Origin of the sequence: Natronosalvus rutilus (assembly GCF_024204665.1) — an archaeon.
Classification (GTDB): Archaea; Halobacteriota; Halobacteria; order Halobacteriales; family Natrialbaceae; genus Natronosalvus; species Natronosalvus rutilus.
The window spans coordinates 547278-567699 of the sequence record NZ_CP100355.1 but is presented as its reverse complement, the minus strand read 5'-3'; the positions used below and the strand labels follow the sequence as shown (position 1 = coordinate 567699).

General features: G+C 65.0%; 20 protein-coding genes. 7 read left to right on the top strand and 13 right to left on the bottom strand.

The genetic code is table 11. From position 1 onward, the window contains the following. Window positions 1–20 precede the first annotated feature (20 nt). Window positions 21–2168, top strand: coding sequence for a CARDB domain-containing protein (locus tag NGM29_RS02805; protein ID WP_254158803.1), 2148 nt, complete (start codon window positions 21–23; stop codon window positions 2166–2168). 24 nt (window positions 2169–2192) lie between these two features. Here NGM29_RS02805 and NGM29_RS02800 read toward each other — a convergent pair whose 3' ends face one another. After that, on the bottom strand, window positions 2193–2516 hold the full coding sequence (locus NGM29_RS02800) for a DUF7521 family protein (RefSeq protein ID WP_254158801.1): 324 nt from the start codon (window positions 2514–2516) through the stop codon (window positions 2193–2195). Window position 2517: 1 nt separating this feature from the next. Beyond that, entirely contained in the window at window positions 2518–2880 is a 363-nt protein-coding gene (locus NGM29_RS02795; RefSeq protein WP_254158799.1) for a winged helix-turn-helix domain-containing protein, read from the bottom strand. Between the two features lie 105 nt (window positions 2881–2985). Between NGM29_RS02795 and NGM29_RS02790 the strand changes: the two genes are divergently transcribed. Further along, a complete protein-coding gene (locus NGM29_RS02790) occupies window positions 2986–3360 on the top strand; it encodes a hypothetical protein (protein WP_254158797.1) in 375 nt (124 codons plus the stop codon). A 22-nt stretch (window positions 3361–3382) separates the two neighbouring features. On the opposite strand, the gene NGM29_RS02785 is transcribed toward NGM29_RS02790, so the two are convergent. Further along, window positions 3383–4372: a YeiH family protein gene (locus NGM29_RS02785; protein WP_254158795.1), complete on the bottom strand. Its 990-nt coding sequence runs from the start codon at window positions 4370–4372 to the stop codon at window positions 3383–3385. Continuing rightward, window positions 4366–4506, bottom strand: coding sequence for a hypothetical protein (locus NGM29_RS02780; protein WP_254158793.1), 141 nt, complete (start codon window positions 4504–4506; stop codon window positions 4366–4368). The genes NGM29_RS02785 and NGM29_RS02780 overlap by 7 nt, the downstream gene beginning before the upstream one ends. A gap of 267 nt (window positions 4507–4773) precedes the next feature. Between NGM29_RS02780 and NGM29_RS02775 the strand changes: the two genes are divergently transcribed. Continuing rightward, window positions 4774–6747, top strand: a complete 1974-nt coding sequence (locus NGM29_RS02775; RefSeq protein WP_254158791.1) for an aconitate hydratase — start codon at window positions 4774–4776, stop codon at window positions 6745–6747. Window positions 6748–6910: 163 nt separating this feature from the next. Here NGM29_RS02775 and NGM29_RS02770 read toward each other — a convergent pair whose 3' ends face one another. From NGM29_RS02770 to NGM29_RS02755, 4 genes are all read right to left on the bottom strand, one after another. After that, window positions 6911–7264, bottom strand: a complete 354-nt coding sequence (locus NGM29_RS02770; RefSeq protein WP_254158789.1) for a type II toxin-antitoxin system PemK/MazF family toxin — start codon at window positions 7262–7264, stop codon at window positions 6911–6913. Continuing rightward, on the bottom strand, window positions 7261–7632 hold the full coding sequence (locus tag NGM29_RS02765; RefSeq protein WP_254158787.1) for a MarR family transcriptional regulator: 372 nt from the start codon (window positions 7630–7632) through the stop codon (window positions 7261–7263). The genes NGM29_RS02770 and NGM29_RS02765 overlap by 4 nt, the downstream gene beginning before the upstream one ends. Window positions 7633–7935: 303 nt before the next feature. Continuing rightward, window positions 7936–8367, bottom strand: coding sequence for a hypothetical protein (locus tag NGM29_RS02760; RefSeq protein WP_254158785.1), 432 nt, complete (start codon window positions 8365–8367; stop codon window positions 7936–7938). A gap of 1095 nt (window positions 8368–9462) precedes the next feature. Beyond that, window positions 9463–10023, bottom strand: a complete 561-nt coding sequence (locus NGM29_RS02755) for a flavodoxin domain-containing protein (protein WP_254158783.1) — start codon at window positions 10021–10023, stop codon at window positions 9463–9465. Between the two features lie 362 nt (window positions 10024–10385). On the opposite strand from NGM29_RS02755, the gene NGM29_RS02750 reads away from it, so the two are divergent. The 4 genes from NGM29_RS02750 to NGM29_RS02735 are packed head-to-tail and all read left to right on the top strand — an operon-like array spanning window position 10386 to window position 15330. Continuing rightward, on the top strand, window positions 10386–11495 hold the full coding sequence (locus tag NGM29_RS02750) for a BMP family lipoprotein (protein ID WP_254158781.1): 1110 nt from the start codon (window positions 10386–10388) through the stop codon (window positions 11493–11495). Between the two features lie 51 nt (window positions 11496–11546). Continuing rightward, entirely contained in the window at window positions 11547–13121 is a 1575-nt protein-coding gene (locus tag NGM29_RS02745) for an ABC transporter ATP-binding protein (RefSeq protein ID WP_254158779.1), read from the top strand. Then, window positions 13118–14251 carry an ABC transporter permease gene (locus NGM29_RS02740; protein WP_254158777.1) on the top strand — a complete coding sequence of 378 codons (1134 nt, stop codon included), beginning with the start codon at window positions 13118–13120 and terminating at the stop codon, window positions 14249–14251. Before NGM29_RS02745 ends, NGM29_RS02740 begins: the two co-directional genes overlap by 4 nt. Then, the gene (locus tag NGM29_RS02735) at window positions 14248–15330 is read left to right on the top strand and encodes an ABC transporter permease (protein ID WP_254158775.1); all 1083 of its coding nucleotides are present in this window, start codon (window positions 14248–14250) and stop codon (window positions 15328–15330) included. The genes NGM29_RS02740 and NGM29_RS02735 overlap by 4 nt, the downstream gene beginning before the upstream one ends. Before the next feature lie 39 nt (window positions 15331–15369). Here the strand turns inward: NGM29_RS02735 and NGM29_RS02730 are convergent, their stop codons facing one another. The 5 genes from NGM29_RS02730 to NGM29_RS02710 form a co-directional block, all read right to left on the bottom strand. Then, the gene (locus tag NGM29_RS02730; protein ID WP_254158773.1) at window positions 15370–16611 is read right to left on the bottom strand and encodes an MBL fold metallo-hydrolase; all 1242 of its coding nucleotides are present in this window, start codon (window positions 16609–16611) and stop codon (window positions 15370–15372) included. Between the two features lie 165 nt (window positions 16612–16776). Next, a complete protein-coding gene (locus NGM29_RS02725; RefSeq protein ID WP_254158771.1) occupies window positions 16777–17739 on the bottom strand; it encodes a polyprenyl synthetase family protein in 963 nt (320 codons plus the stop codon). Between the two features lies 1 nt (window position 17740). Further along, on the bottom strand, window positions 17741–19213 hold the full coding sequence (locus tag NGM29_RS02720) for an MATE family efflux transporter (protein ID WP_254158770.1): 1473 nt from the start codon (window positions 19211–19213) through the stop codon (window positions 17741–17743). Next, on the bottom strand, window positions 19210–19866 hold the full coding sequence (locus NGM29_RS02715) for a TetR/AcrR family transcriptional regulator (RefSeq protein WP_254158768.1): 657 nt from the start codon (window positions 19864–19866) through the stop codon (window positions 19210–19212). The genes NGM29_RS02720 and NGM29_RS02715 overlap by 4 nt, the downstream gene beginning before the upstream one ends. A gap of 101 nt (window positions 19867–19967) precedes the next feature. Continuing rightward, window positions 19968–20411, bottom strand: coding sequence for a DUF7112 family protein (locus tag NGM29_RS02710; protein ID WP_254158766.1), 444 nt, complete (start codon window positions 20409–20411; stop codon window positions 19968–19970). Window positions 20412–20422 lie beyond the last annotated feature (11 nt).

Sequence of the window (20422 nt, the reverse complement as noted above, 5' to 3'; positions counted from 1 at the left end):
CGCGGGAGAGAAGGAGACGTGTGACACGCCGGTTCGTCGCTGCCCTCCTGGTCGTAATCGTCCTCGGAAGCGTTCCCGCGAGCGTCGGTGCGGGTGAATTCGTCGCCAGCTCAGCACCCGTTTCGCCGTCTCCGTCGCTCGAGACCCGCGACGCGAACGCGGTCGGTACGGGACTCGAGGCGACAGATAGCGGGTCGGATGCCGTTTCATTGAGGTCGCTCACAGTGGGCACGACGACGACCGTCGGCTCGAGTGCGAACGCAACCGCCAGCTCGCGTATGAGTGCCGAACCCGACCTGATTCGCGAATCCGTCGTCCTCCACCAGCGACCCGACCGCCCCGGCGAGTTCGAGGCGGTCGTCACCTACGACGTGCCGGAGCCGGTGACCCAGCTCATGGTGACGCCCGGATCCGAGGCGACCGTCCTCGAGACGAGCGAGTTCGAGGAGACCGACGACGGCGCCTATCGGTGGGCCGAGAGCGACCACGAGGGGCGTTCCCCGCAACTCACGCTTAGGCTCCCGGCGAATCGGACGGAGGTCGGACGCCACGGCCACGACGGGAGCGGCTACACGTTTGCCGAAACGGGCGAGTGGGGCATCGTCGCGACGCCGCAACTCCAGTTAGCCTGGCGGGAACGCTCGTCGGTCGACGTCCACCGCGAGGTCGCCGTCGACGGCGAGGGGGTCGCCGGGAAACACGTCGCGTTCTTCGGGGCCAACGAGGTCCACGAGACGACCGCCGGAAGCGAGACCATCCGCCTCGTCGTGCCCGAGGCCGCCGACCTCGAGGAATCGCCCGACGACGTGCTCGAGGCGCTCGCTCACGCCAGCGAGCGACTCGGCGTCGGAAACAGCCACAGCGAGGTGATGATCGTCGCCGCCCCCACGGGCTCGGTCGAGTGGGGCGCCCACGGCATCCAGTACGGCGAGCGGGACGCCTGGGTGCGCGACGACGCCCGTCTCGACGTGGCGGGCAGCGTCTGGCTTCACGAGTACGTCCACACCCGCCAGGGGTTCGCCCGCTCGAACCTGGACCGGGCCAGTGGCTGGCTCGTCGAGGCCCAGGCGGAGTACTACGCCAGTCTGCTCACCTACGAACGCGGCGACCTCGACTACCTGACGTTCCGACGCTCGCTCGGCGAGGGCCGAGACTCGCCCTACGCCGAGGGTGTCCTCACGGAGCCCGGCACCTGGCAGGACCCGCTCACCGACTACGTCAAGGGCCCGCTGGTCTACGGGGCGATCGACCGCCAGCTACGCCTCGAGAGCGACGGCGAGTCGACCATGGAGGACGTCTTCCGGGCACAGAATCAGAATGAGACGGCCACGTTCGAGGACTGGCTCGCGGACCTCGAGCACCGCGGCGGGAGCGACGTTCGCGAGTTCGCCGAAACCTACGCGGGGACGGCGTCGGCCCCCGACACCTGGAACCGGTTCGAGCACGCCGACGCGTTCGACCAGCCGACGCCGGTGATGACGTACGGACTCGCCGACGGCGAGGAGGTCGAGATTGAGGGCCTTCGCGAGACGACCACCGACGGCATTCCCCGGACGCTCGTCGTAGGCGAGACGGTCACGTTCCCAGTCGCGGTCGACAACCGTGGCGATCGGGAGGGGCCCTACCGGGCGACTGTCCTGGTTGACGACGCTATCGCGTCCGAGGCGACCGGCCGCCTCGAGCCCGGCAAGGTGACCGTCGAACGTCTGTCGTGGACGCCCGAGACGGCCGGCCGATACGCGCTCCACGTCGGCGACGACCCGTTCATCGTGGACGTCGTCGACCCCGCCGATCTCACGGCGACGGCCCTCGAGGCCAGCCCCGACCGGGTCGAACGCGGAGAGTTGATCACGGTGACGGCGACGGTCGAGAACGAGCAGTCTCGAGTCGGGCGGACGACCGTCGAGATTCGCACCGTCGACGGCGTGGTCGCCGAGGAGACCGTCACCCTCGGTCCAGGCGAGTCGACGACCGTCGAGACGACGCTGTCGTTCGAGGACCGCGGGCGTCACGAGATCGGGGCTGGCGACCAGCGGGTGACGGTGACCGTCGAGTCCGGGATCGAGTCGCGGGTTTCGGAGGGGGCGGAGTCCGTGCCGGGATTCGGCGTCGGCGCGGCGATCGTCGCCGTCGCCCTGGGGCTCGTTCTCGGGCGGCGTTCTCGGTAGCATGGCCTCGATTCACCCTAACCCTCAGGTCGGCATCCACAGCGCGTAGAGGATCGCCAGCAGGCCCGTCACCTGGCTCGACTGTGAGGCGACGACGACGGCGGATTCGGGGATTCCCGGAATCGCGGCGTACAGGACGAAGAGACAGAACGGCACAGCGAGCACGAGGACGAACCCGAGCGCGAGAAACAGCATCGGTCGACTGTCGTTGCGTCGGTAGCCGCGGTAGGCCTGGTAGGCGATGAACACGCCGATGAGCACGCTCACGATCTGCGTCACCTGCTGGAACGTGATCACCCAGTCCGGCGGCATCGACGGATCCCACAACTGGAGCGGCTGGAACGCCATCTCACATCCCCTCGATCAGCCGCGTGAACCGGTCTGCGGGGTCCTCGCGGCGGTCGACCCGCAACTCGAGGTGTCCGTCGCGCAGTTCGACCGTGAGTCGTTCGAAGTTGGTCGCGTACATGGTTCGGTGGTGGCCGCGTTCGGGGTCCGGTTTCGTCCGCTCGACGAGCAGGTCGCACTCGCGAAGGTCCTCTAGCCGACGGTAGATCGTGGGTTCGGAGACCCCACACCGTTCACTCAGGGTTCTCGCCGACAGTGGTTCCTGGCTTGTCTCGGTGAGGATGGTCCGTGCCGTCGGGTCTTCGAGCACGGTGGCGAGTCGCTCGATGTCAGCCTCAGCGTCGGCGTCCGCATCCTCACTCACGGTGGCCTCATTTCGACCCCACACTCGTATAGAACTTCCCACGACTACAGGGTCTGAAGCCGTGCTCGAGCCGTTATACTGGTCCCGGCCGTCTCGAGAGACGCCATGGTCACGACTACCCCTGGCCGACCGGATGGCTCGAACCTCGAACGCGCGCGACCGCTCTCACTCGGTGGTCTCGTAATCGTTCTCGCGAGCGTCGCGTTGAGCGCCGTCTCGTACGGACGCCTCTCGGACACCGTCCGAATTCGGTGGACGATCGGCACCTACTACGGACCCGAACACGCACCGACGCTGGCCGTCCTGGTCGCGTTTCCCGTGTCACTGATCGGACTGTACGCCGGCGCCCAGTGGCTCCGAACCTGGCTGGTGCGCCGGGGAGCGATCGACGAGTTTCGACTCGTCTACGACGCCTGCGTACTGGCGACCCTCAGCGTGATCGTCGCGTGCCAGTTCGTTCTCGTCGTCCTGAACCTTTAGCTCGAGCGCTCGCCGACACGCGTCAAAGCACGACGAGTGCAACCCCGAGCGACACCACGCTTGCGATCATCACCGCGGCGACCACGACGAGCGCGGGGGCGATACCGGCTCGTCTGAGGTCCGCCACTCGAATCTCCGTCCCGAGGCCGACGAACGCGAGCAGAAACAGCCAGTCCACCGCGTTCGCGAGCGACTCCTGCTGGGCCGGCGAGAAGACGCCCGCGCTCGAGAGCGCGACGAGCGCGAGAAAGCCCAGCACGAACTTCGGGACGTTCGACCACAGCAGCCGCAGGGACGTCGATTCGCCGGAGCCCCGGCGAGCGTAGTAGCTCGCGTAGCCGACCGCGACGACGCCGATGAGGGCGTTGCGGGCGAGTTTCGTCATCGTCGCCCACTGCCCGGCGGTCTCCGAGTGGGCGAACCCGACGGCGACCACCGGACCGGTCGAGAGCATGCTGACGCCGGCCCAGACGCCGAAGACCTGTCCGGAGAGTTCGAGCACGGAGCCGACGATCGGGTAGACGACGAGCGTGATCGCGTCGACCAGCAACACGGTGCCCGCCGCGTAGGCGATCTGGGTCTCCCGGGCACGGATTCCGCCGCCGACGGCGACGACGGCGGAGACCCCACAGATTCCGGCACCAGCGGCGAGCAACGATCCGAAGTGCTCCGGGAGTCCGCCGACGGTTCGAGCGATCGCCTCAACGGTGAGGAGGGTGAGCGTCACCGTCGCGACCAGCAACAAGAGGACCGTCGCCCCGGTCTCGAGGATCGACTCGAGCGTCACCGACGCGCCGAGCAACACGATCCCTGCGGCGAGCCAAATCTTGTGCGTCCCCAGTCCTGGGCGAAGTCGATTAGGAACGCCGACCCCGTTCGCCAGCACGACTCCGAGGGCGATCGCCAGGAGCAACTCGTTCGGTCCCGCGAGCGTCGAGAGGCCGCGAGCGAGTACCGCCCCGAGACAGAGTACGAGCAGGCCGGGCAGTGTTCTGGTGACGGCCGTTACCATACGATATCTACGCCGAAACCGCCGACGAGGGCGACGATCGCCAGACCGATGAACACTCCCTGCCAGTCGGTATCGAGTTCGGTCCACCGATCGACCGTTCCCTCGAGCACGCTGCCGACTTGCTCGCCGTTCATGATGGTAGCTGATTTATCCGGGGCCGTATAGCTACTGGTTCCCGTCGTAGATTGCGGCAATTGTTGCCGTTCTCGCTCGACGACGTCGGATCCACATCGGGAAGAATATGCACACGAACCTGAGCACCAGTTTCTCGTCACTGTCTCGAATGCATACCTGTGGGCGCAATTATTGCAGAATAAACCGTTTTACAACCACGTTTTGGACGCTTACCCACTCGGAAACACGCTGGATTTATCAGGCAGGATAGCCCAGTTTGTGATGCTATGGGACAGACGCTCACCGAGAAAATTCTCGACGACCACCTCGTCGAGGGCGAACTCGAGACCGGCGAGGAGATCGGGATCGAGATCGACCAGGTGCTGACACAGGACACGACCGGCACGATGGTCTGGCTCCAGTTCGAGGCGATGGGACTGGACGAAGTCCAGACCGAACTGGCCGCCCAGTACTGTGACCACCAGACCTACCAGTTCGACTTCAAAAACACCGACGACCACCGATTCCTGCGCTCTGCGGCCGGCACCTACGGGGCCCACTTCTCTCGCCCCGGCAACGGCATCTGCCACAACGTCCACCGCGAGAACTTCGCCGCACCCGGCAAGACCCTGCTCGGCTCAGACAGCCACACTCCGACGCCGGGTGGCCTGGGCGAACTCGCTATCGGCGCCGGCGGGATCGACATCACCGTCGCGATGGGCGGCGCCCCTTACTACATCGAGATGCCCGAGGTCGTGAACGTCCGCCTCGAGGGCGAACTCCCCGAGTGGGCCACCGCGAAAGACGTCATCCTCGAGATGCTCCGCCGACTCACGGTCAAAGGCGGCGTCGGCAAGATCCTCGAGTACACCGGTCCGGGCGCCGAGAGCCTCAGCGCCCCCGAGCGGATGACCATCACCAACATGGGGACGGAACTCGGCGCGACGAGTTCGATCTTTGCGACCGACGAGCAGACCCAAGACTACCTCGAACGGGTGGGCCGCGGCGAGGAGTACGTCGAACTCCAGCCCGACGACGACGCCGAGTACGACGACGAGATCGTCGTTGACCTCTCGGATCTCGAACCGCTGATCGCCGAACCGTCGATGCCCGACAAGGTCGTGCCCGTCAGCGAGGTCGCGGGAACGGACGTCGATCAGGTCATCGTCGGCTCCTGTACCAACGGTGCCTTCGAGGACGTCCTCCCCGCGGCGAAGATGCTCGAGGGCCGCGAGGTGAACAAGACGACCGAGATGATCGTCGCCCCCGGCTCGAAGCAGGCCTCCGAACTACTGGCCCGCCAGGGCTGGGTTGCCGAGATGATGGCCGCCGGCGTCAACTTCTCCGAAGCCACGTGTGGTGCCTGTATCGGCATCGGCCACGTGCCCGCTTCCGACTCCGTGAGCCTGCGGACGTTCAACCGCAACTTCGAGGGCCGCTCGGGCATCGAAGACGACAACGTCTACCTCTGTTCCCCGGAGGTCGCCGCCGCCGCGGCGCTCAAAGGCGAAATCGTCGACCCGCGCGACTTGGCCGAGGAACTCGGCGACCTCGAGGACCCCGGCTTCGAACTCGCCGACGAGTACGACGCCTCGAAAGCCGACCTCATCAGCCCTGACGAGGCCGTCGACGACGAACTCATCAAGGGCCCCAATATCGGCGACGTCCCCCTCAAGGACCCCCTCGAGGCCGAACTCGAGGGGCCGGCCCTGCTGAAGATGGAGGACAACATCACAACCGACCACATCATCCCCGCGACTCAGGACATCCTGATGTACCGGTCGAACGTCCCCAAACTCTCCGAGTTTACGCTCAGCCGGGTGGACGACACCTTCGCCCAGCGTGCCCTCGAGTCCGACGGCGGCTTCCTCGTCGCCGGCGAGAACTACGGCCAGGGCTCCTCGCGCGAACACGCAGCCCTGTGCCCGATGTACCTGGGCGTCGACGGCGTGCTGGCCCAGAGCTTCGCCCGGATCCACCGCGCGAACCTCTTCAACTTCGGCCTGCTCCCGCTGACCATCGACGAGGAGACCTACGACGCCATCGACCAGGGCGACGACATCGAAATCGTCGACGACGTCGAGGAAGCCGTCTCGAGCGGCGCCGAGGAGTTCACCGTCCGCGTCAACGGCGAGGAGGAGTTCACCGCCACGCTGGACGCCTCCGAGCGCGAGCGCGACATCCTCGCCGCCGGCGGCAAACTCGCCTGGACGAAGGCCCAGGCCGAAGGCGGCTCCGGGGCAGCGCCCGCCGACGACTGAGTCTGGTATCGAGATTCGGGTATTTTCCGGCCTGTGTTGTGTTTTTCGGCTGACGTCGTGAGTGGGCGGAATACCGGCCCAGATGGATTTCGAAGTCCCTGCCCTGACATTCGACAACCATTGCTCTGTGATTCCCCCAATTAAGGGACGCCTGAGAAAACCACTACTGTAGCTCTTCGACGAGACCAGTGACAGCTTCATCGACGAGATCCTGCCTCAGACGCCCCTGCCAGAATTTGACGTCTCTTTTGTCGATTGATTGATCACCCCACGGTACAATCCGGCTGTCGTCTGGAGTCCCACCACGAAGCCACCCATCCTCTGGAATCTCGATGAGTCCCTCCAGCCACGATTTCGACGTCAACGTGAGCACGATATGCTGTTCGCCGTGGAACGGCCGTCCGTGATGGTTCGAGAGAACGAGCCAGGGTCGAGCTTTTTCCCCACCTTTGAACGGGTCGTTGCCGTAGACGACGTCTCCTCGTTCGAAGATCGGGGTGGGTTCGTCGTCGGTCACTGCTCGTTCTCCACACTCGGGTGTGGCTCGTCGGGGGCGTGTTCGCGCCAGGCCTGCTCGTCCTCCTCACCAAGTTGCTCGTTGAAAAGTGCTGTCGCCCGTTCGTAGCCACTGTATCCATCGAGGCGGTCGGTGTCGTCCGTCACTGCCCAGTACGTCGCCTTGTGTTCGACGAGACTGCGGTCTTTCAGCCGCGAGAGGGCCGTGCTAACCGCGCCTTCGTCGGCACCAACTCGAGCGGCTATTTCGCGAGCCTTGAACGCGCGGTCGTCGTGGAAAGCGAGGAATCCGAGTACCAGATCCGGAACTGAGGGCTCGTCCAGTTCGTCCTCGCTCGAGTTTTCGAAGGTCTTGCGATCGATCGACATCGATGAACGAGAGTACCGTGCGCATCGTTATGAGTGTTCGGAGCGAAAACACTGAAAGTACTGAAAACACTGCATGTGTCGAGAATGGGATTTCAGCCATGTGATACGTCTCTCTGGCGCGGAATGGTCCGAGAACCGAATGTAGCGACACGACAAGTCGCAGTTGTGGCCAACTGACGACCGACTGCTGCCGTTCACGCTTTCACTCGCTGCTACCAGTGTGCTCGAGACGACTCACACGCTGGATCTCGCTTCGTCCTGTCGGCGTTCGAGTCCGCGCCAGTAGCCACCCTTCGACTCGAGCTACTCGTCTTCCCATCCCTCCGCTCGCTCGCGCCACCGTCGCTGTTGCTCGCGCTCGGTGACGTGCCCCTGGCCGTCGGCGAGTTCGTCCCGGACGCTCGCCTCAAAGTCGGTGAGTTCTCGCAGGAACCCGTCGGAGAACTCCTCGATCAACTCGTAGGTCCACCGGTCGCCGATCGAGCCGGCGGGCAGGTACTCATCCCTGAGGTCGTTCGCCCAGGTCTCGTGGCCCGCCTCTCGGAGGCGGTCCTCGGCGTCGGCGATCTGATCCATCGCGTGGCCGACCTCGTGGTGACACTCGAGCAGGGCACCGTAGCCCCGGTGGAGGTGTTCGACGGCGAGCTGGAGGTCGTGGAGGGCGTCCTTCTCGGCGTCGCTCAACTCGAGGTCGGTCGCCTTCGCGTCGTCCGCGTTCTCGTCGTCGGGGTCCATACGCGCTCGACATCGGACGGCCGGAAAAATGTTTTTGGGGCGCCAGAGCGTCGTCACTGGGTTGGCTGTTGGGCTCCCCTCGTCGCTGCTACTCATCGTGGTCGCTGGCCAGGGTGTCGTGGTTGGTCGGCGGCTTCCCTGGGCGTGTAGTGACGCCGCCAGTGGTCTCTATCCTGAATCGGATGGGTGGTGTCGTCGTTGAGTTCGACGGCTTGGTGCAAACCACCCCTGCCATTTGCGCCGCTGGGTTCGCAATCGCTGTCGGCATCGGTACGATTGCCGCCATCATCGTGGCTGACGTCTCAACCGGCCCCCGTGCTCGCGAGGCTGGACTAATCACGCTTCAATAACTCATAATTGGGAAATCGTCCGGAAGAGTCGTTACGATCCCTGACTCGAGGCCAATTATGAATATCGTCGAGAGGTGCGTACGTGGAAAGTGCTCCTTCAAGAACGTGGCCTCACATCCCAATCTCTGAGTAGGGGCCGTTCGAGGCTGTTCGTGCGTATCTGCATGTCTCAAGATGGGTGCTTAGAGTGAATGGTGTGCGAAGTCCGTCTCGTGGCCGGTGCTCGCTGCGTAGAGCCAAGCCTCGAGCAGCCATACAGGTATAACCGCCACGAGGCCTCCTCTAGTCTGCGTTTTCTCTCTCAAAAGCCGTCTCGACTTTCTCGGTTATTGCAGTACTGGCTCCACTCTCAAAATCGATAGCAGAGAACCGATTATGAACTTTCAGACTGTCCACCGGGAGCCCACCCGTTCGACTCGAGTGGGTGACTGAGACTCCTACAGAGAAGGCTCGAGACCACCGAATTCGATTTCGGGATTTCAATTCGAGTCCCTCTTCGTCCCGCTTCACTTTCGAGTAGCTACCAACCCGGAAACCGCCATACGGAAACCGATTATGAACATTTTAGCGCGCGATTTTACCGCTTTTCTCGAACGCTCCCCATTCATCTTTTTCCTCTAATGACGCCATCCAACGGCTGACCGCTCTCTCGAGCCCTCGTCGACTGTTCAAACGCGTATTCCTAGTCCCGCTTCCAACTCACGTCCCCACCGTTCTTCCGGATACCGAGTCTGGTTATGAAAGGTTACCGGGCGCTCGAGCTGTGGTCGTCTACCAGCGTCGCGAACTCGCCCGTAAACGCCTCGAGGTCGTCCCAGTCGGTGTACTCGTGATCCCGGCTGGTGTCGGTTGCTAGCCTCTCCTTGCCAGCGATGCGGCGCACGATGAAGCGCGTGAGCAGTCCGTACTCGCGGTACTTCAGCGCGCCAGCGACGACGTGGGTTCGCGTCGGCGACCACCCGGTCTCCTGGAGGACGTCCTCGACGTACGCCTCGGTGGTCCGGCCAGCGTCCTCGCTGTCGGTCGCCGCCGTCAGGCTCACCGAGACGAACGCCGAGGGGACGCGCTCGAGTGCGTCCAGGTTCTCGCGGACGAACGACACGGCGTCTGGCTGGTGGGTGCCCATGTGGACCGACGCGGCGACGACGACTCCGTCGTAGCGCGACAGCGAGAGTTCGGGCGGTGGGTGTTTCGTGCTGATCACGAGCGGGTCGTGGCCGGCGTCGGCGAGCACGTCGCCGATCCGGTCGGCGATGACGGCCGTCTGCCCCTCGCTCGAGCCGTAGGCGACGAGGACGCGACCCATCAGGGCTCACCGTTTTGTTTCGTGGGACTCGAGGCTCGGCGTGCGTGAATTGGCAAATGAGGGGGTCGTGTACGCGTGGTCATCTGGAAAGCCACCACACCGATCCCTATCAAGCACTAGCGGAACTCACGAAATGATCGGTTGGTCCCCTGATGGTCCTGATCTCCAGTCCGTTTTTGCTGGCACGAACGCAACTGTACCTGACTACTAGTCACTTAAACGCATATTGTATTAATTCGATAAATAAGGTCGAATGCCACAAAATATAATCTGGGCCTGGCCCATACAGCCGTTTAAACGGCAAATGGTGACCTGTTTGGTCTAAATGATTTTATAGTAGGAGTCCCATATCTGGTAGTGACATGTTTTCCAGGACTGGTGGACGTGATGGGTCTGGAGAGTCGTGCGATACAACCGTACCGGTCGATCGGCGTACCGTCCTTCGATCGGGGGCAGTCGTCGGTGGGATGGCCCTCGCCGGGTGTATCGGCGGGAACGGCGGAAGCGACGCCGAGTACCAGATGACCATTATCTCGAGTCCGGCGGGCTTCGACGACCAGGCGTTCAACGACAACGCGCTCGAAGGGCTGGAGGAGGCAGCCGACGAGTGGGACATTAGCGTCAATACGATCGAAGAGACCAACCAGGGCGAGTACGGCCAGCGCCAGGCCGACGCCGCCGAATCCGAGCCGGATCTGATCGTCTTGGTCGCCGACCAGCACACCGAGCCGCTCCAGGAGAACGCCCAGGAGTACCCCGACGTGAACTGGATGCTCATCAACAACGTCGTCGAGGCGGAGAACGTCTCGGGGTGGATCGAGATGAACAACGAAATGTCGTTCCTCGCCGGTGTCGGTGCCGGGACACTGACCCAGGAGGAGATCGAACACGAGGGGAGTTCGACCAATCCCGACGAGAGCGTCGTCGGCTTCGTCGGTGGCGAGGAAATCCCGCTGATCGAGGCGTTCCAAGTCTCGTACGAACAGGGCGTCCACTGGGTCGACGACAGTATCGAGGTACTCACCGGTTACGGCGGCAGCTTCAACGACCCCTCGGGGGTCAACGACCAGGCCGTCTCGCAGATCGAGAGCGGGGCCGATATCGTCTGGCACGCGGCCTCGGCCGCCGGTGAAGGGGCGTTCCAGGCCGCCGAGGAGAACGGCCGATTCGCGCTTGGCGTCGACAGCGATCAGTCGGTCGCGTTCGACAGCTACCAGGACGTGATCCTCGGCTCGGCCATCAAGGCGCTCAACGAGGCCACCTACACGGTCGCAGAAGCCGTCGTCAACGACAACTGGGAGAGCGTGCAGGGCGAACAGAACCTCTCGACCGAAGGTGGACAGATCGACTGGGTGACCGGACAGGCGTTCGAAGACAGTCTACCCGACTCCCTCAATCAGAACATCGAGGACGCAAAGCAGGCCATCATCGACGGCGAAATCGACTTCGAATGCGGGCCGACTGGATGCTAGACGGGACGACCGTGCAGTCGGTGTTTCCGTTCTCACCGCTTTGACCACTTTATGACTTCGCACAACTCACCACCGGCCGTCCGACTCGAGGGGATCACGAAACGGTTCGGCGACGTCGTCGCCAACGAGCGCGTCGACTTCACGCTGGAGGCCGGCTCGATTCACGCCCTCCTCGGCGAAAACGGCTCCGGGAAGACGACGCTCATGAGCGTGCTCTACGGGCTCTACGATCAGGACGAGGGAACGATCGCTATCGACGGCGAGGAACGGACGATCGACACACCTCGCGACGCCATGGACGCGGGGATCGGCATGATCCACCAGCACTTCCAGCTCGTCGAGCCGATGACCGTCCTCCAGAACATCATTCTCGGCCACGAGCCCGTCGAGAACGGATTCGTCGACGAGGAGGCCGCACGAGAGTCAATCGAAGCTATCAGCGACCGCTACGGGTTCGAGGTCGCCGACCACCTCGACACCCCGATCCAGGACCTCGACCTCGGGACGAGACAGCGCGTCGAAATCGTCAAGAGCCTCTACCGGGGCGCGGACGTCCTCATCCTCGACGAGCCGACGGCCGTCCTCACGCCACAGGAAGTCGACGGGCTGATGGCCGTCATGGAGGACCTCAGAGCGGACGGTCGCTCGCTCATCTTCATCTCGCACAAGCTCGACGAAGTCATGGCGATCGCCGACGACATAACCGTTCTCCGCGACGGAAAGGCGGTCGGCACCGTTCCCGCGTCGGACACCTCCGAGCAGGAACTGGCCCAGATGATGGTCGGTCGCGAGGTGTCGTTCGATCGCGAGCCTCGCGAGACCGAACCGGGCTCGCCGCTCCTCGAGGTCGAGGGAATCCGGGTCACGGGCGACCGCGGCCTCGAGAAAGTCTCCGGAGTCGACCTCCAGGTCCGGGAGGGCGAGATCCTCGGGATCGCTGGCGTGCAGGGAAACGGCCAGACCGAACTCGTCGAAGCGCTCACCGGACTCCGGACGCCCGATTCGGGAGCGATCCGATTCGACGGCAACGACGTCACCACGCGGTCGCGACGCGACCGCATCGAGGCGGGCATCGCCTACATTCCCGAGGACCGCCACGCCGAGGGGCTGGTGATGGACTACGACTTGGTCCAGAACGGCCTGCTCGGGAACCAGACTATCGAGCCGTTCGCGAAAAACGGGTTCATCGACTGGGCGCACGTCCGTGATCACACCGAGGAGATCATCGCGGAGTTCGACGTCCAACCGCCCGACGCCGACACCAGAGCGGCGTCGCTGTCCGGCGGAAACCAGCAGAAGTTCATCGTCGGCCGAGAGGTCGGCCACGACCCGTCGCTGTTGATCGCCTCGCATCCGACTCGTGGCGTCGACATCGGGTCGATCGAGTTTATCCACAACCGGTTGATCGAACTCCGGGACGAGGGACTGGCGATCGTTCTCGTCTCGTCGAAGCTCGAGGAGATCCAGAAGCTCTCGGACCGAACTGCGGTCATGTACGAAGGGTCGTTCATCGACACCGTCGACCCGACCGCGGTCACCGAGGAAGAACTCGGCCTCCTGATGGCGGGCCAGCGCCTCACCGACCAGAACGAGCTATCGGAGCCAGACAGCGAGGTCCAGCCATGAGCTCGGCCGACCAGAGCGGCACTCGGTCGCTGGCGGATCGCGTCGCCGGTCGACTCCTCCAGGCGACAGTCCTGGAACGTCTCGGGATCGCCCTCGCGTCGGTCACGACGGCGATTCTCATCGGCCTGGTGATCGTAGCCGCCGCCGGGTACAGTCCGATACTCTTTCTGAACAACCTGATCGTCGGCGCGCTCGGCAGCGAGCGCATCCTGGCGCGGACGTTGCGGCTCTCGACGTTCTTCATCCTGACCGGCGTCGCCGTGGCGATTGCGTTCAGAGCCGGCGTGTTCAACATCGGCGTACAGGGACAGTTCGTCGTCGGCGGCCTGTTCTGCACCGTGTCGATCCTCTGGACGGCCCCGTTCTTGCCGACCGGAACCGTCGGTGGAATCGGGCTGATGCTCATTGGGACGGTCGCCGCCGCCGTCGGTGGCGGCCTCTACGGTGCGCTTCCCGGCGTGTTGAAGGCGTACGCCGACGCGAACGAGATTATCACGACGATCATGCTGAACTTCATCGCGATCGGCGTCGTCAGCTGGCTACTCACGAACCCGCTCCGTGCGGAGGGATCGACGAACGTCCAAACCGAGCGACTCCCGGATTACGTCGGACTCCCACCAATCCTCTTCGGCGATTCGTCGTTCTCGATAATCGGCCTCCTGCTGACGCTCGCGGTCGTCGCGGTCGTCGCCATCGCGATGACGCGGACGGGGATCGGGTACGACATGGTGACCAGCGGCTACCAGGCCGGGGCGGCGGTGTACTCCGGCGTCGATGCGAAGCGGACGATCGTCGCGACGATGACGTTCTCCGGGGCCGTGGCCGGACTCGCCAGCGCGGTCTACGTCATCATGTTCCAGGGACGGTTCATCGAACCGGCCAGCATCCACACCTACGGCTACGACGCGATTGCCGTCAGCCTGCTCGCCGCGAACAACCCGCTCGGGGTCCTGCCGGCCGGACTACTGTTCGGCGGGCTCAACTCCTCGAGTTCGTACATCCAGACGTACAGCGACGTGCCCGTCCAGCTGATCGACGGTATCGTCGGCATCGTCATCGTCTTCGTGGCCGCGCCGGAGCTGTTCCGAATGGCTGCCAAACGAGCCGGTCTCGGTGGTGAGGACCGATGAGCGGCCTCGAGTACGCTCGCCACCGCGGCGTCCGACTCGTCGGCCTCGTGCTCGTCGTGCTGGCAGCCCTCGGGATCGTCGGGGTCGTCGTCTTCGACGTTCCCCTCGCCGAGGTACTGGCTGACGGCCTCGAAACCCTCGCCAGCATCGTGACGCCGGGCTACGTCGCCCGATCGATGGAGATGGCCGCCCCCATCACGCTCGCCGCGATCGGCGGGCTGTACGCGGAGAAAAGCGGTGTGTTCAACATCGGCCTCGAGGGGTTCATGATCTTCGGTGCCTTCTTCGCCGCCGCCGCGACGTATCTCGTCGGCGCCGGCGGGGCTGTCCACGCCTGGGCCGGGATCGGCATTTCGGTCCTGCTCACGATGGGGTTGGCCGTCCTCTTCGCCGTATTGCTGATCCGGTACAAGGCGGACCAGATCGTGGCCGGGCTTGGGGTCTGGTTCATCGGCCTCGGTCTCGTCCCGTTCACGGCGGCCGTCATCTGGGGGAGCAGAAACAGTCCGCGCCTCCCTGGCGTCGGGAGGCTGACGGTCCCGGGACTCAGCGAGATTCCCTTCTTCGGCCGGGTCGTCTTCGATCAGTCGCCGCTGGTCTGGCTCACCGTCCTCGTCGCGGTCGGGGCGTGGATCTTCCTTTACCGCACGCAGTACGGCTACTGGATCCAGGCAGCCGGCGAGAATCCGGAGGCGCTCGACACCGCCGGTATCGACGTCAATCGCGTTCGCTACGCGACGGTGATCTTCTCCGGTGGGCTGGCCGGCCTCGGCGGTGCGGTGCTTCTCGCACACAGTTCGTCGTTCGTCGGGACCGGGCAAACGATGGTCGACGGTCGCGGCTGGCTCGGCATCGTCGCCTACCTGTTCGGCAACTACAACCCGCTCGGAGCGGCCGCCGCAGCCCTCCTCTTCGGCGGCGTCGACATGTTGCAAGGCCAGTTCCAGACGCTCAACATCGAGGCCTCCTCGAAACTGCTGGGGCTGCTTCCGTACGTCGTTGTCATCGTGGTCCTCACGGGGTGGGGGAAGACGCAGGTCCCCTCGTCCGTCGGCGAGCCCTACGAGTCCGAGGAGTGATCGCGAGACGACGGCTGACGAGCAGCCTCCGCGAACCTGCTACTCGAGGACTACGCGCTCGCCCAGCTCGGGAGCGGACGCGTCGAAGCCATCGGTCCGGAGTTCCTCGGCGAACCAGTCACAGCGGTCCCCGTGGTTCACGAGCACCCGCGAATCGCGGTAGGACTCGAGGAACGACTCGAGACCCGCCCGGTCGGCGTGGGCCGAGAAGTCGTACTGCTCGACCTGGGCGCTGACGGGCATCACTCGGCCGTCGATTTCGGCGCTCCCGGTCTCGAGGAGGTCCCGGCCGGGGGTCCCCTCGACCTGGTAGCCCGTCATGGCGATCTTGTTCGCCGGGTGGCCCCGGATCGCGGGGACGTAGGTCATCGCGGGGCCGCCGTGGAGCATCCCGCTGGTCGTCACGATGACGGTGTTCTGGTCGGCGATGCGTTTTCGCTGGCCGTCCCTACCGTCGACGAACCGAGAGTTGCCCTTCGCACGACGCAGTTCGTCGGGGTCTCGAAGGAAGTCACGATTTCGCGGGCGCAAGAACAGGTCCGCGACGTGGGTGCCCATCCCATCGACGTAACACTCGAGGTCGTGTTCGGCGCAGATGCACATCACTTCCTGGGTGCGGCCGATGCCGAAGGCGGGGACGACGACTGTGCCACCTTCCCAGATCGTCGCTTTGAGACTGTCGACGAACGCGCGCTCGATCTCCGCCCGCGGGGGACGGGTCGTGTCGGCGTACGTGCTCTCACAGATCACGACGTCGGCATCGGGGCGGGCCGTCGTCCCCGCCAGGAGGTGCTGGTCTTCGGTGTGGAAGTCGCCGGTGTAGAGCAGGCGGGTGTCGCCGTCGTCTATCAGGACGTGGGCGCTTCCGGGGACGTGGCCCGCGTCGAAGAACGTCACCTCGTAGCCAGCGGCCTCGAAGGGTTCGCCGTAACCGTGAGTCTCCGACACCTGAGTCAGGCGGGCGAGTTCGGCCTCGGTGAACGGACAGTCGTAGCTCCCGCCGTGGAGTTTCAGCGTATCTCGAGCCAGCACCATCGCGAGGTCGTAAGTAGGCTGGGTCCAGTGGATCGTCGGGCGAGCGTCGCCCGACAGCAGGGCAGGCAGGGTCCCGACGTGATCGAGGTGACCGTGAGAGACGACGACGGCGTCCGGGTCGGGTTCCCGAAGCGGGAACGAGGGCGGGTTCCCCGAGTCCATTCCGAAATCGAGTAGCAGAGAATCGTCCACCAGGAGGGCGCTCCGGCCGATCTCGCGGGCCCCACCGAGAAACTCGAGGTGCATCTCTATACCCTGTCTGGGGACTCGAGCGATTTGGCTCCGGCGATCCGATTGGGGTACGTCCCAAGCTGGTAATCACGGGCACAACTCGAGGCCTCCCACGGTGAAGTTGATTCGGTCTGCTTCGGAAAGATCGTTATCGGGCCCGCCAACTAACGACGGTCGCGGTCAGTCACGCTGGCCATCGATCGCTCCGAACCCATCTCCACGACCCAGTTCGCCCGCGAGCCAGCGAAGCGGTCGCTCGAGCCGACCCAGCGCGGTCTCGTCGAGGTGATCGGCGAGGCGGCCGTGGGCGGCTGTCGCTTCCTCGAGCCGTGGGAGGAGTGCTGTCCGAAGACGGGGGTCGTCGGGGAGCGAACCAGTGATCGCTTCGCCCTGGAGACCACGAAGCATCGCCTGCCGGACCGTCTTCCGGTGGTCTCGAGCGAGGCGTTCGGACGGGCTCGCGGTCTCGTCGAGCGATCCGCCCGAGACGGCGTCGAGGAGGGTTCCGAGTTGGCGCCCGTACGCTCGAAGCGGGTCGGCCGCGTCGGGTCGGTCGCCGACGATGGCGCCCAGGACGCAGCCGCAGCCAGCAAGGACGGCCAGTGGGCCTGCTTCGACGGTCGGTTCGGGCGCTGGTTCTGATGCCGGCTTTGATTCCGATTCCAATTTCGACGCCGATTCCAGAACCCCGTCGCCCGCTCTCCCGCCACGATCGATCGCCACAGGCAACTCGCTCGAGGCAGCGGTAAACGCACGGACGCTCGCGAGCGCTCGTTCGGCGTCGAGTGGGGCCTCCCCGACCGCCCCGTGGGCGCGAGCGAACAGGTAATCGCTCGCCAGCAGGGCCGTCTCGCGGTCGTCGACTTCGTCCACCAGCGTCGCGCGTCGCAGTCGAACGTACCCCTCGAGTGCGATCAACGCGGTGGCCAGGGGCTCGAGCGCTGGCGCCTCGGCCGCGACGCTCGAGTCGGCGTCGACGGTCGTCGCGACGGTTCGACAGAGGGCGACCGGAAGCGAATTGTCCGGACGCGGACAGGCCTGCAGTGAGAGCGCCCGGACGGACGGGGTGAGGCCCGTCGATTGCACGGGTTCGGCACCGTTGCCGTCGCCGTCACCGTCGACGAAGGGATTCGACCTGGTCATCTCAATCACCGGCGGGCGCCGACGCGACGTCCTCGGTCACGACGTTGTCGGTCCAGGTCCCGCGCAGGAACCAGACGGCGGTGACGATGGCCGACAGGACGTACGAGAGGGCGATGGCGTACCAGACGCCGTAGATGCCCAGGCCAAAGTGGAGGACGGCGACTGCCGAGATCGGGATGCGGTACACCCAGAGTTCCTGGATCGAGAGGAACATTGCTGCACGCGTGCTGCCGCTTCCCCGGAGGCCACCCAGCAGCACCTGGAAGACGCCCATGAAGATGTACGATGGGCCCGCGATCAGGATGAACGCGGCGCCGTAGGTGACGACCTGCTCGCTCCCCTCGCCCTGGATGAAGACGGCCGTGATCGGTTCGGCCAGCGGATAGGCGATCCCGACGACGAGGACGAAGATTCCGACGACGACGACGGAACTCAGCTTGACGGCCTTCCAGGCTCGGCCCACTTGCTCGGCGCCGAGGTTCTGCCCGACGACGGCTTCCGTCCCGCGGGCTAGCCCGAGCGCCGGCAAGAAGAGCAGCGAGGAGAGCCGATTGGCGATCCCGTAGGCGGCGACCGCGTCGGTTCCGGCGATGGCCACCAGCGCCGTCAGCAGGGCGATCCCTGACGATCGAAAGCCCTGCTCGGTCGCGATGGGCCCGCCTATCTCGAGGATCTTCTTCACTGTCGGCAGTTCGAGGCGCAGATCCGCGAGGGTGGGCTCAAGGCCGACCCGACCCGAAAAGAGCAGGTAGAGGCCGACGAGGGCGGAAACACCGCGGGAGAAGACCGTCGCCACCGCGGCACCCTCGACGCCGAAGCCGGTGAAGCCGGTCATCGCGTAGAGCGTCGACTCGAGACCGGTCGCACCGATCCAGGCGAAGAGCGGGTTGTCGACGAAGCCCAGGATGAGGATCGGGTCCAGGACGACGTTCATCGTCACGCTGAGCGCCATCAGGTACATCGGCGTTCGGGTGTCACCCCAGCCCCGCGAGAGGGCGTCGAAGATGAAGAACCAGAACATGAAGCCGACGCTGACGAAGATGATCCGGGTGTAGTTGACCGCGTAGGTGTAGGCGGCGGTGCCCGGTTCGGCGCCCACCAGCTGGATCAGCCAGGGCGAGAGCGCGAAGCCAAGCGCGCCGAAGACGAAGCCGACGACGGTCACGAACGAGAGCGTCTGGCCGGCGACGTGGTGGGATTTCCGGAAGTCCTTCGCGCCCTTGTACTGGGAGACGAGGACCGTCCCGGCGGCGGTGAGGCCGCCCCCGATGCTCACCATCAGGAAGACGATAGCCCAGGAATACGAGAGCGCGGCGACGGCGTCGCTCCCGAGGCGACCGACCCAGAAGGTGTCCGCGAGGTTGTAACCCACCTGCAGGAGTTGGGAGAAGACGATGGGGGCCGACAGCACGAGGAGGGGCTTGAACAGGTCGCCGTCCGTCACGTTGACCGATCGGTCGCGTTTTCGACTCATTCGGGGTCATCACCGGCCGCCGCGTCCACGGCCTCGAGCGAGACGGCCCCTCGCTCGGGGAAGGATTCGCCCTCGACGAGCAGGTCTGCGACGACGACGTTGGCGACGCCCGACCGCACCTCCTCGAGGTAGGCGTCCCGGCCCATCGTCAGCTGTCGGATGCGCGCGCCATCGAGGGCGGCGATCAGTACCGTTGCCGTCTCCGCAGGGTCGTGGTCGCGAAAGACGCCGGCCTCGAGGCCGTCCCGGAGGATATCCTCGAACGCGGCCCGGAGCGCGTCGTCGCTGCGCCGGAGGTGTGCCTGGAATCGCTCGTCGTAGGGGGCCTGGGCGCGCAACTCGAGCATCGCCGTGTGAAAGGATGCGCGCTCGTCGTCGTCGGGGTCGTAGAGGAACCAGTCGACGAGTGCGGCCAGACGCTCGACCGGCGATACCTCCTGGCTGGCCGCTAGTCGCTCGTCGAAGTGCTCGAGCAGAAAGTCGAAAAATGCCGAGATAATGTCGTCTTTGGAGTCGTAGTGATAGAACAGCAGGGACTTGCTCTTGTCCGTCTGGTCGGCGATGGCCTGTGTGGTGAGCTCCGTGTAGCCGTGTTCGCACAGGGCCTCGTAGGTCGCCGTCATAATTTCGTCGCGGGCGCTCTCGTCGGTCACTAACTAACCGGTTAGTCAGCGAGCTACAAGGGGGTTTCGGTTCGAAACGATCTGGATTCGTCGAACTCTCAATTCGTCGCCGCGTTCGCCCTGACGCCGCGCTACTGGTCCTCGAGCCCCTTCGCGATGTCCTGCAGGCTCGTAGACGGTGGTTCGTGGGCGTCGTAGACGGCGGTCTCGCCGGGAGCGCGCACGCCGTAGAGGAAGTCGGGTTCGACGACGTCGAGCAGAACTGACCCGCCGCGGCGAGCGCCGTGGTCGTCGATCCAGTCGAGCAAGGCGTCGACGCCGTCGCGCGGATCTCGCGCCTGATCCGGCGTCTCGTAGAGGCCGGGGACGACCAGTTCGCCGCCGGTCAGGCCGCGATCGACCCGGCCGAAGCGTTCGGTTCCGTCGAGGACGAACCGGACGACCTGGCCCGCCTCGTCCGGAAAGTGTCCCGACTCGTCGCCGGGGATCTCGATGCGAACGCCGGTGGCGGTCTCCGCCAGCGTCGCTCGAACCGTCTCGACGCTCGGGTTGTCACTCGAAATTCGGTCGGTCATAGAAGCGCGGG

Coding starts and splice junctions, on each gene's coding strand:
- NGM29_RS02800 (WP_254158801.1), bottom strand. CDS start 2,516: ATGGCGTTCCAGCCGCTCCAGTTGTGGGATCCGTCGATGCCGCCGGAC.
- NGM29_RS02790 (WP_254158797.1), top strand. CDS start 2,986: ATGGTCACGACTACCCCTGGCCGACCGGATGGCTCGAACCTCGAACGC.
- NGM29_RS02785 (WP_254158795.1), bottom strand. CDS start 4,372: ATGGTAACGGCCGTCACCAGAACACTGCCCGGCCTGCTCGTACTCTGT.
- NGM29_RS02780 (WP_254158793.1), bottom strand. CDS start 4,506: ATGAACGGCGAGCAAGTCGGCAGCGTGCTCGAGGGAACGGTCGATCGG.
- NGM29_RS02775 (WP_254158791.1), top strand. CDS start 4,774: ATGGGACAGACGCTCACCGAGAAAATTCTCGACGACCACCTCGTCGAG.
- NGM29_RS02765 (WP_254158787.1), bottom strand. CDS start 7,632: ATGTCGATCGATCGCAAGACCTTCGAAAACTCGAGCGAGGACGAACTG.
- NGM29_RS02760 (WP_254158785.1), bottom strand. CDS start 8,367: ATGGACCCCGACGACGAGAACGCGGACGACGCGAAGGCGACCGACCTC.
- NGM29_RS02755 (WP_254158783.1), bottom strand. CDS start 10,023: ATGGGTCGCGTCCTCGTCGCCTACGGCTCGAGCGAGGGGCAGACGGCC.
- NGM29_RS02750 (WP_254158781.1), top strand. CDS start 10,386: ATGTTTTCCAGGACTGGTGGACGTGATGGGTCTGGAGAGTCGTGCGAT.
- NGM29_RS02745 (WP_254158779.1), top strand. CDS start 11,547: ATGACTTCGCACAACTCACCACCGGCCGTCCGACTCGAGGGGATCACG.
- NGM29_RS02740 (WP_254158777.1), top strand. CDS start 13,118: ATGAGCTCGGCCGACCAGAGCGGCACTCGGTCGCTGGCGGATCGCGTC.
- NGM29_RS02735 (WP_254158775.1), top strand. CDS start 14,248: ATGAGCGGCCTCGAGTACGCTCGCCACCGCGGCGTCCGACTCGTCGGC.
- NGM29_RS02730 (WP_254158773.1), bottom strand. CDS start 16,611: ATGCACCTCGAGTTTCTCGGTGGGGCCCGCGAGATCGGCCGGAGCGCC.
- NGM29_RS02725 (WP_254158771.1), bottom strand. CDS start 17,739: ATGACCAGGTCGAATCCCTTCGTCGACGGTGACGGCGACGGCAACGGT.
- NGM29_RS02720 (WP_254158770.1), bottom strand. CDS start 19,213: ATGAGTCGAAAACGCGACCGATCGGTCAACGTGACGGACGGCGACCTG.
- NGM29_RS02710 (WP_254158766.1), bottom strand. CDS start 20,411: ATGACCGACCGAATTTCGAGTGACAACCCGAGCGTCGAGACGGTTCGA.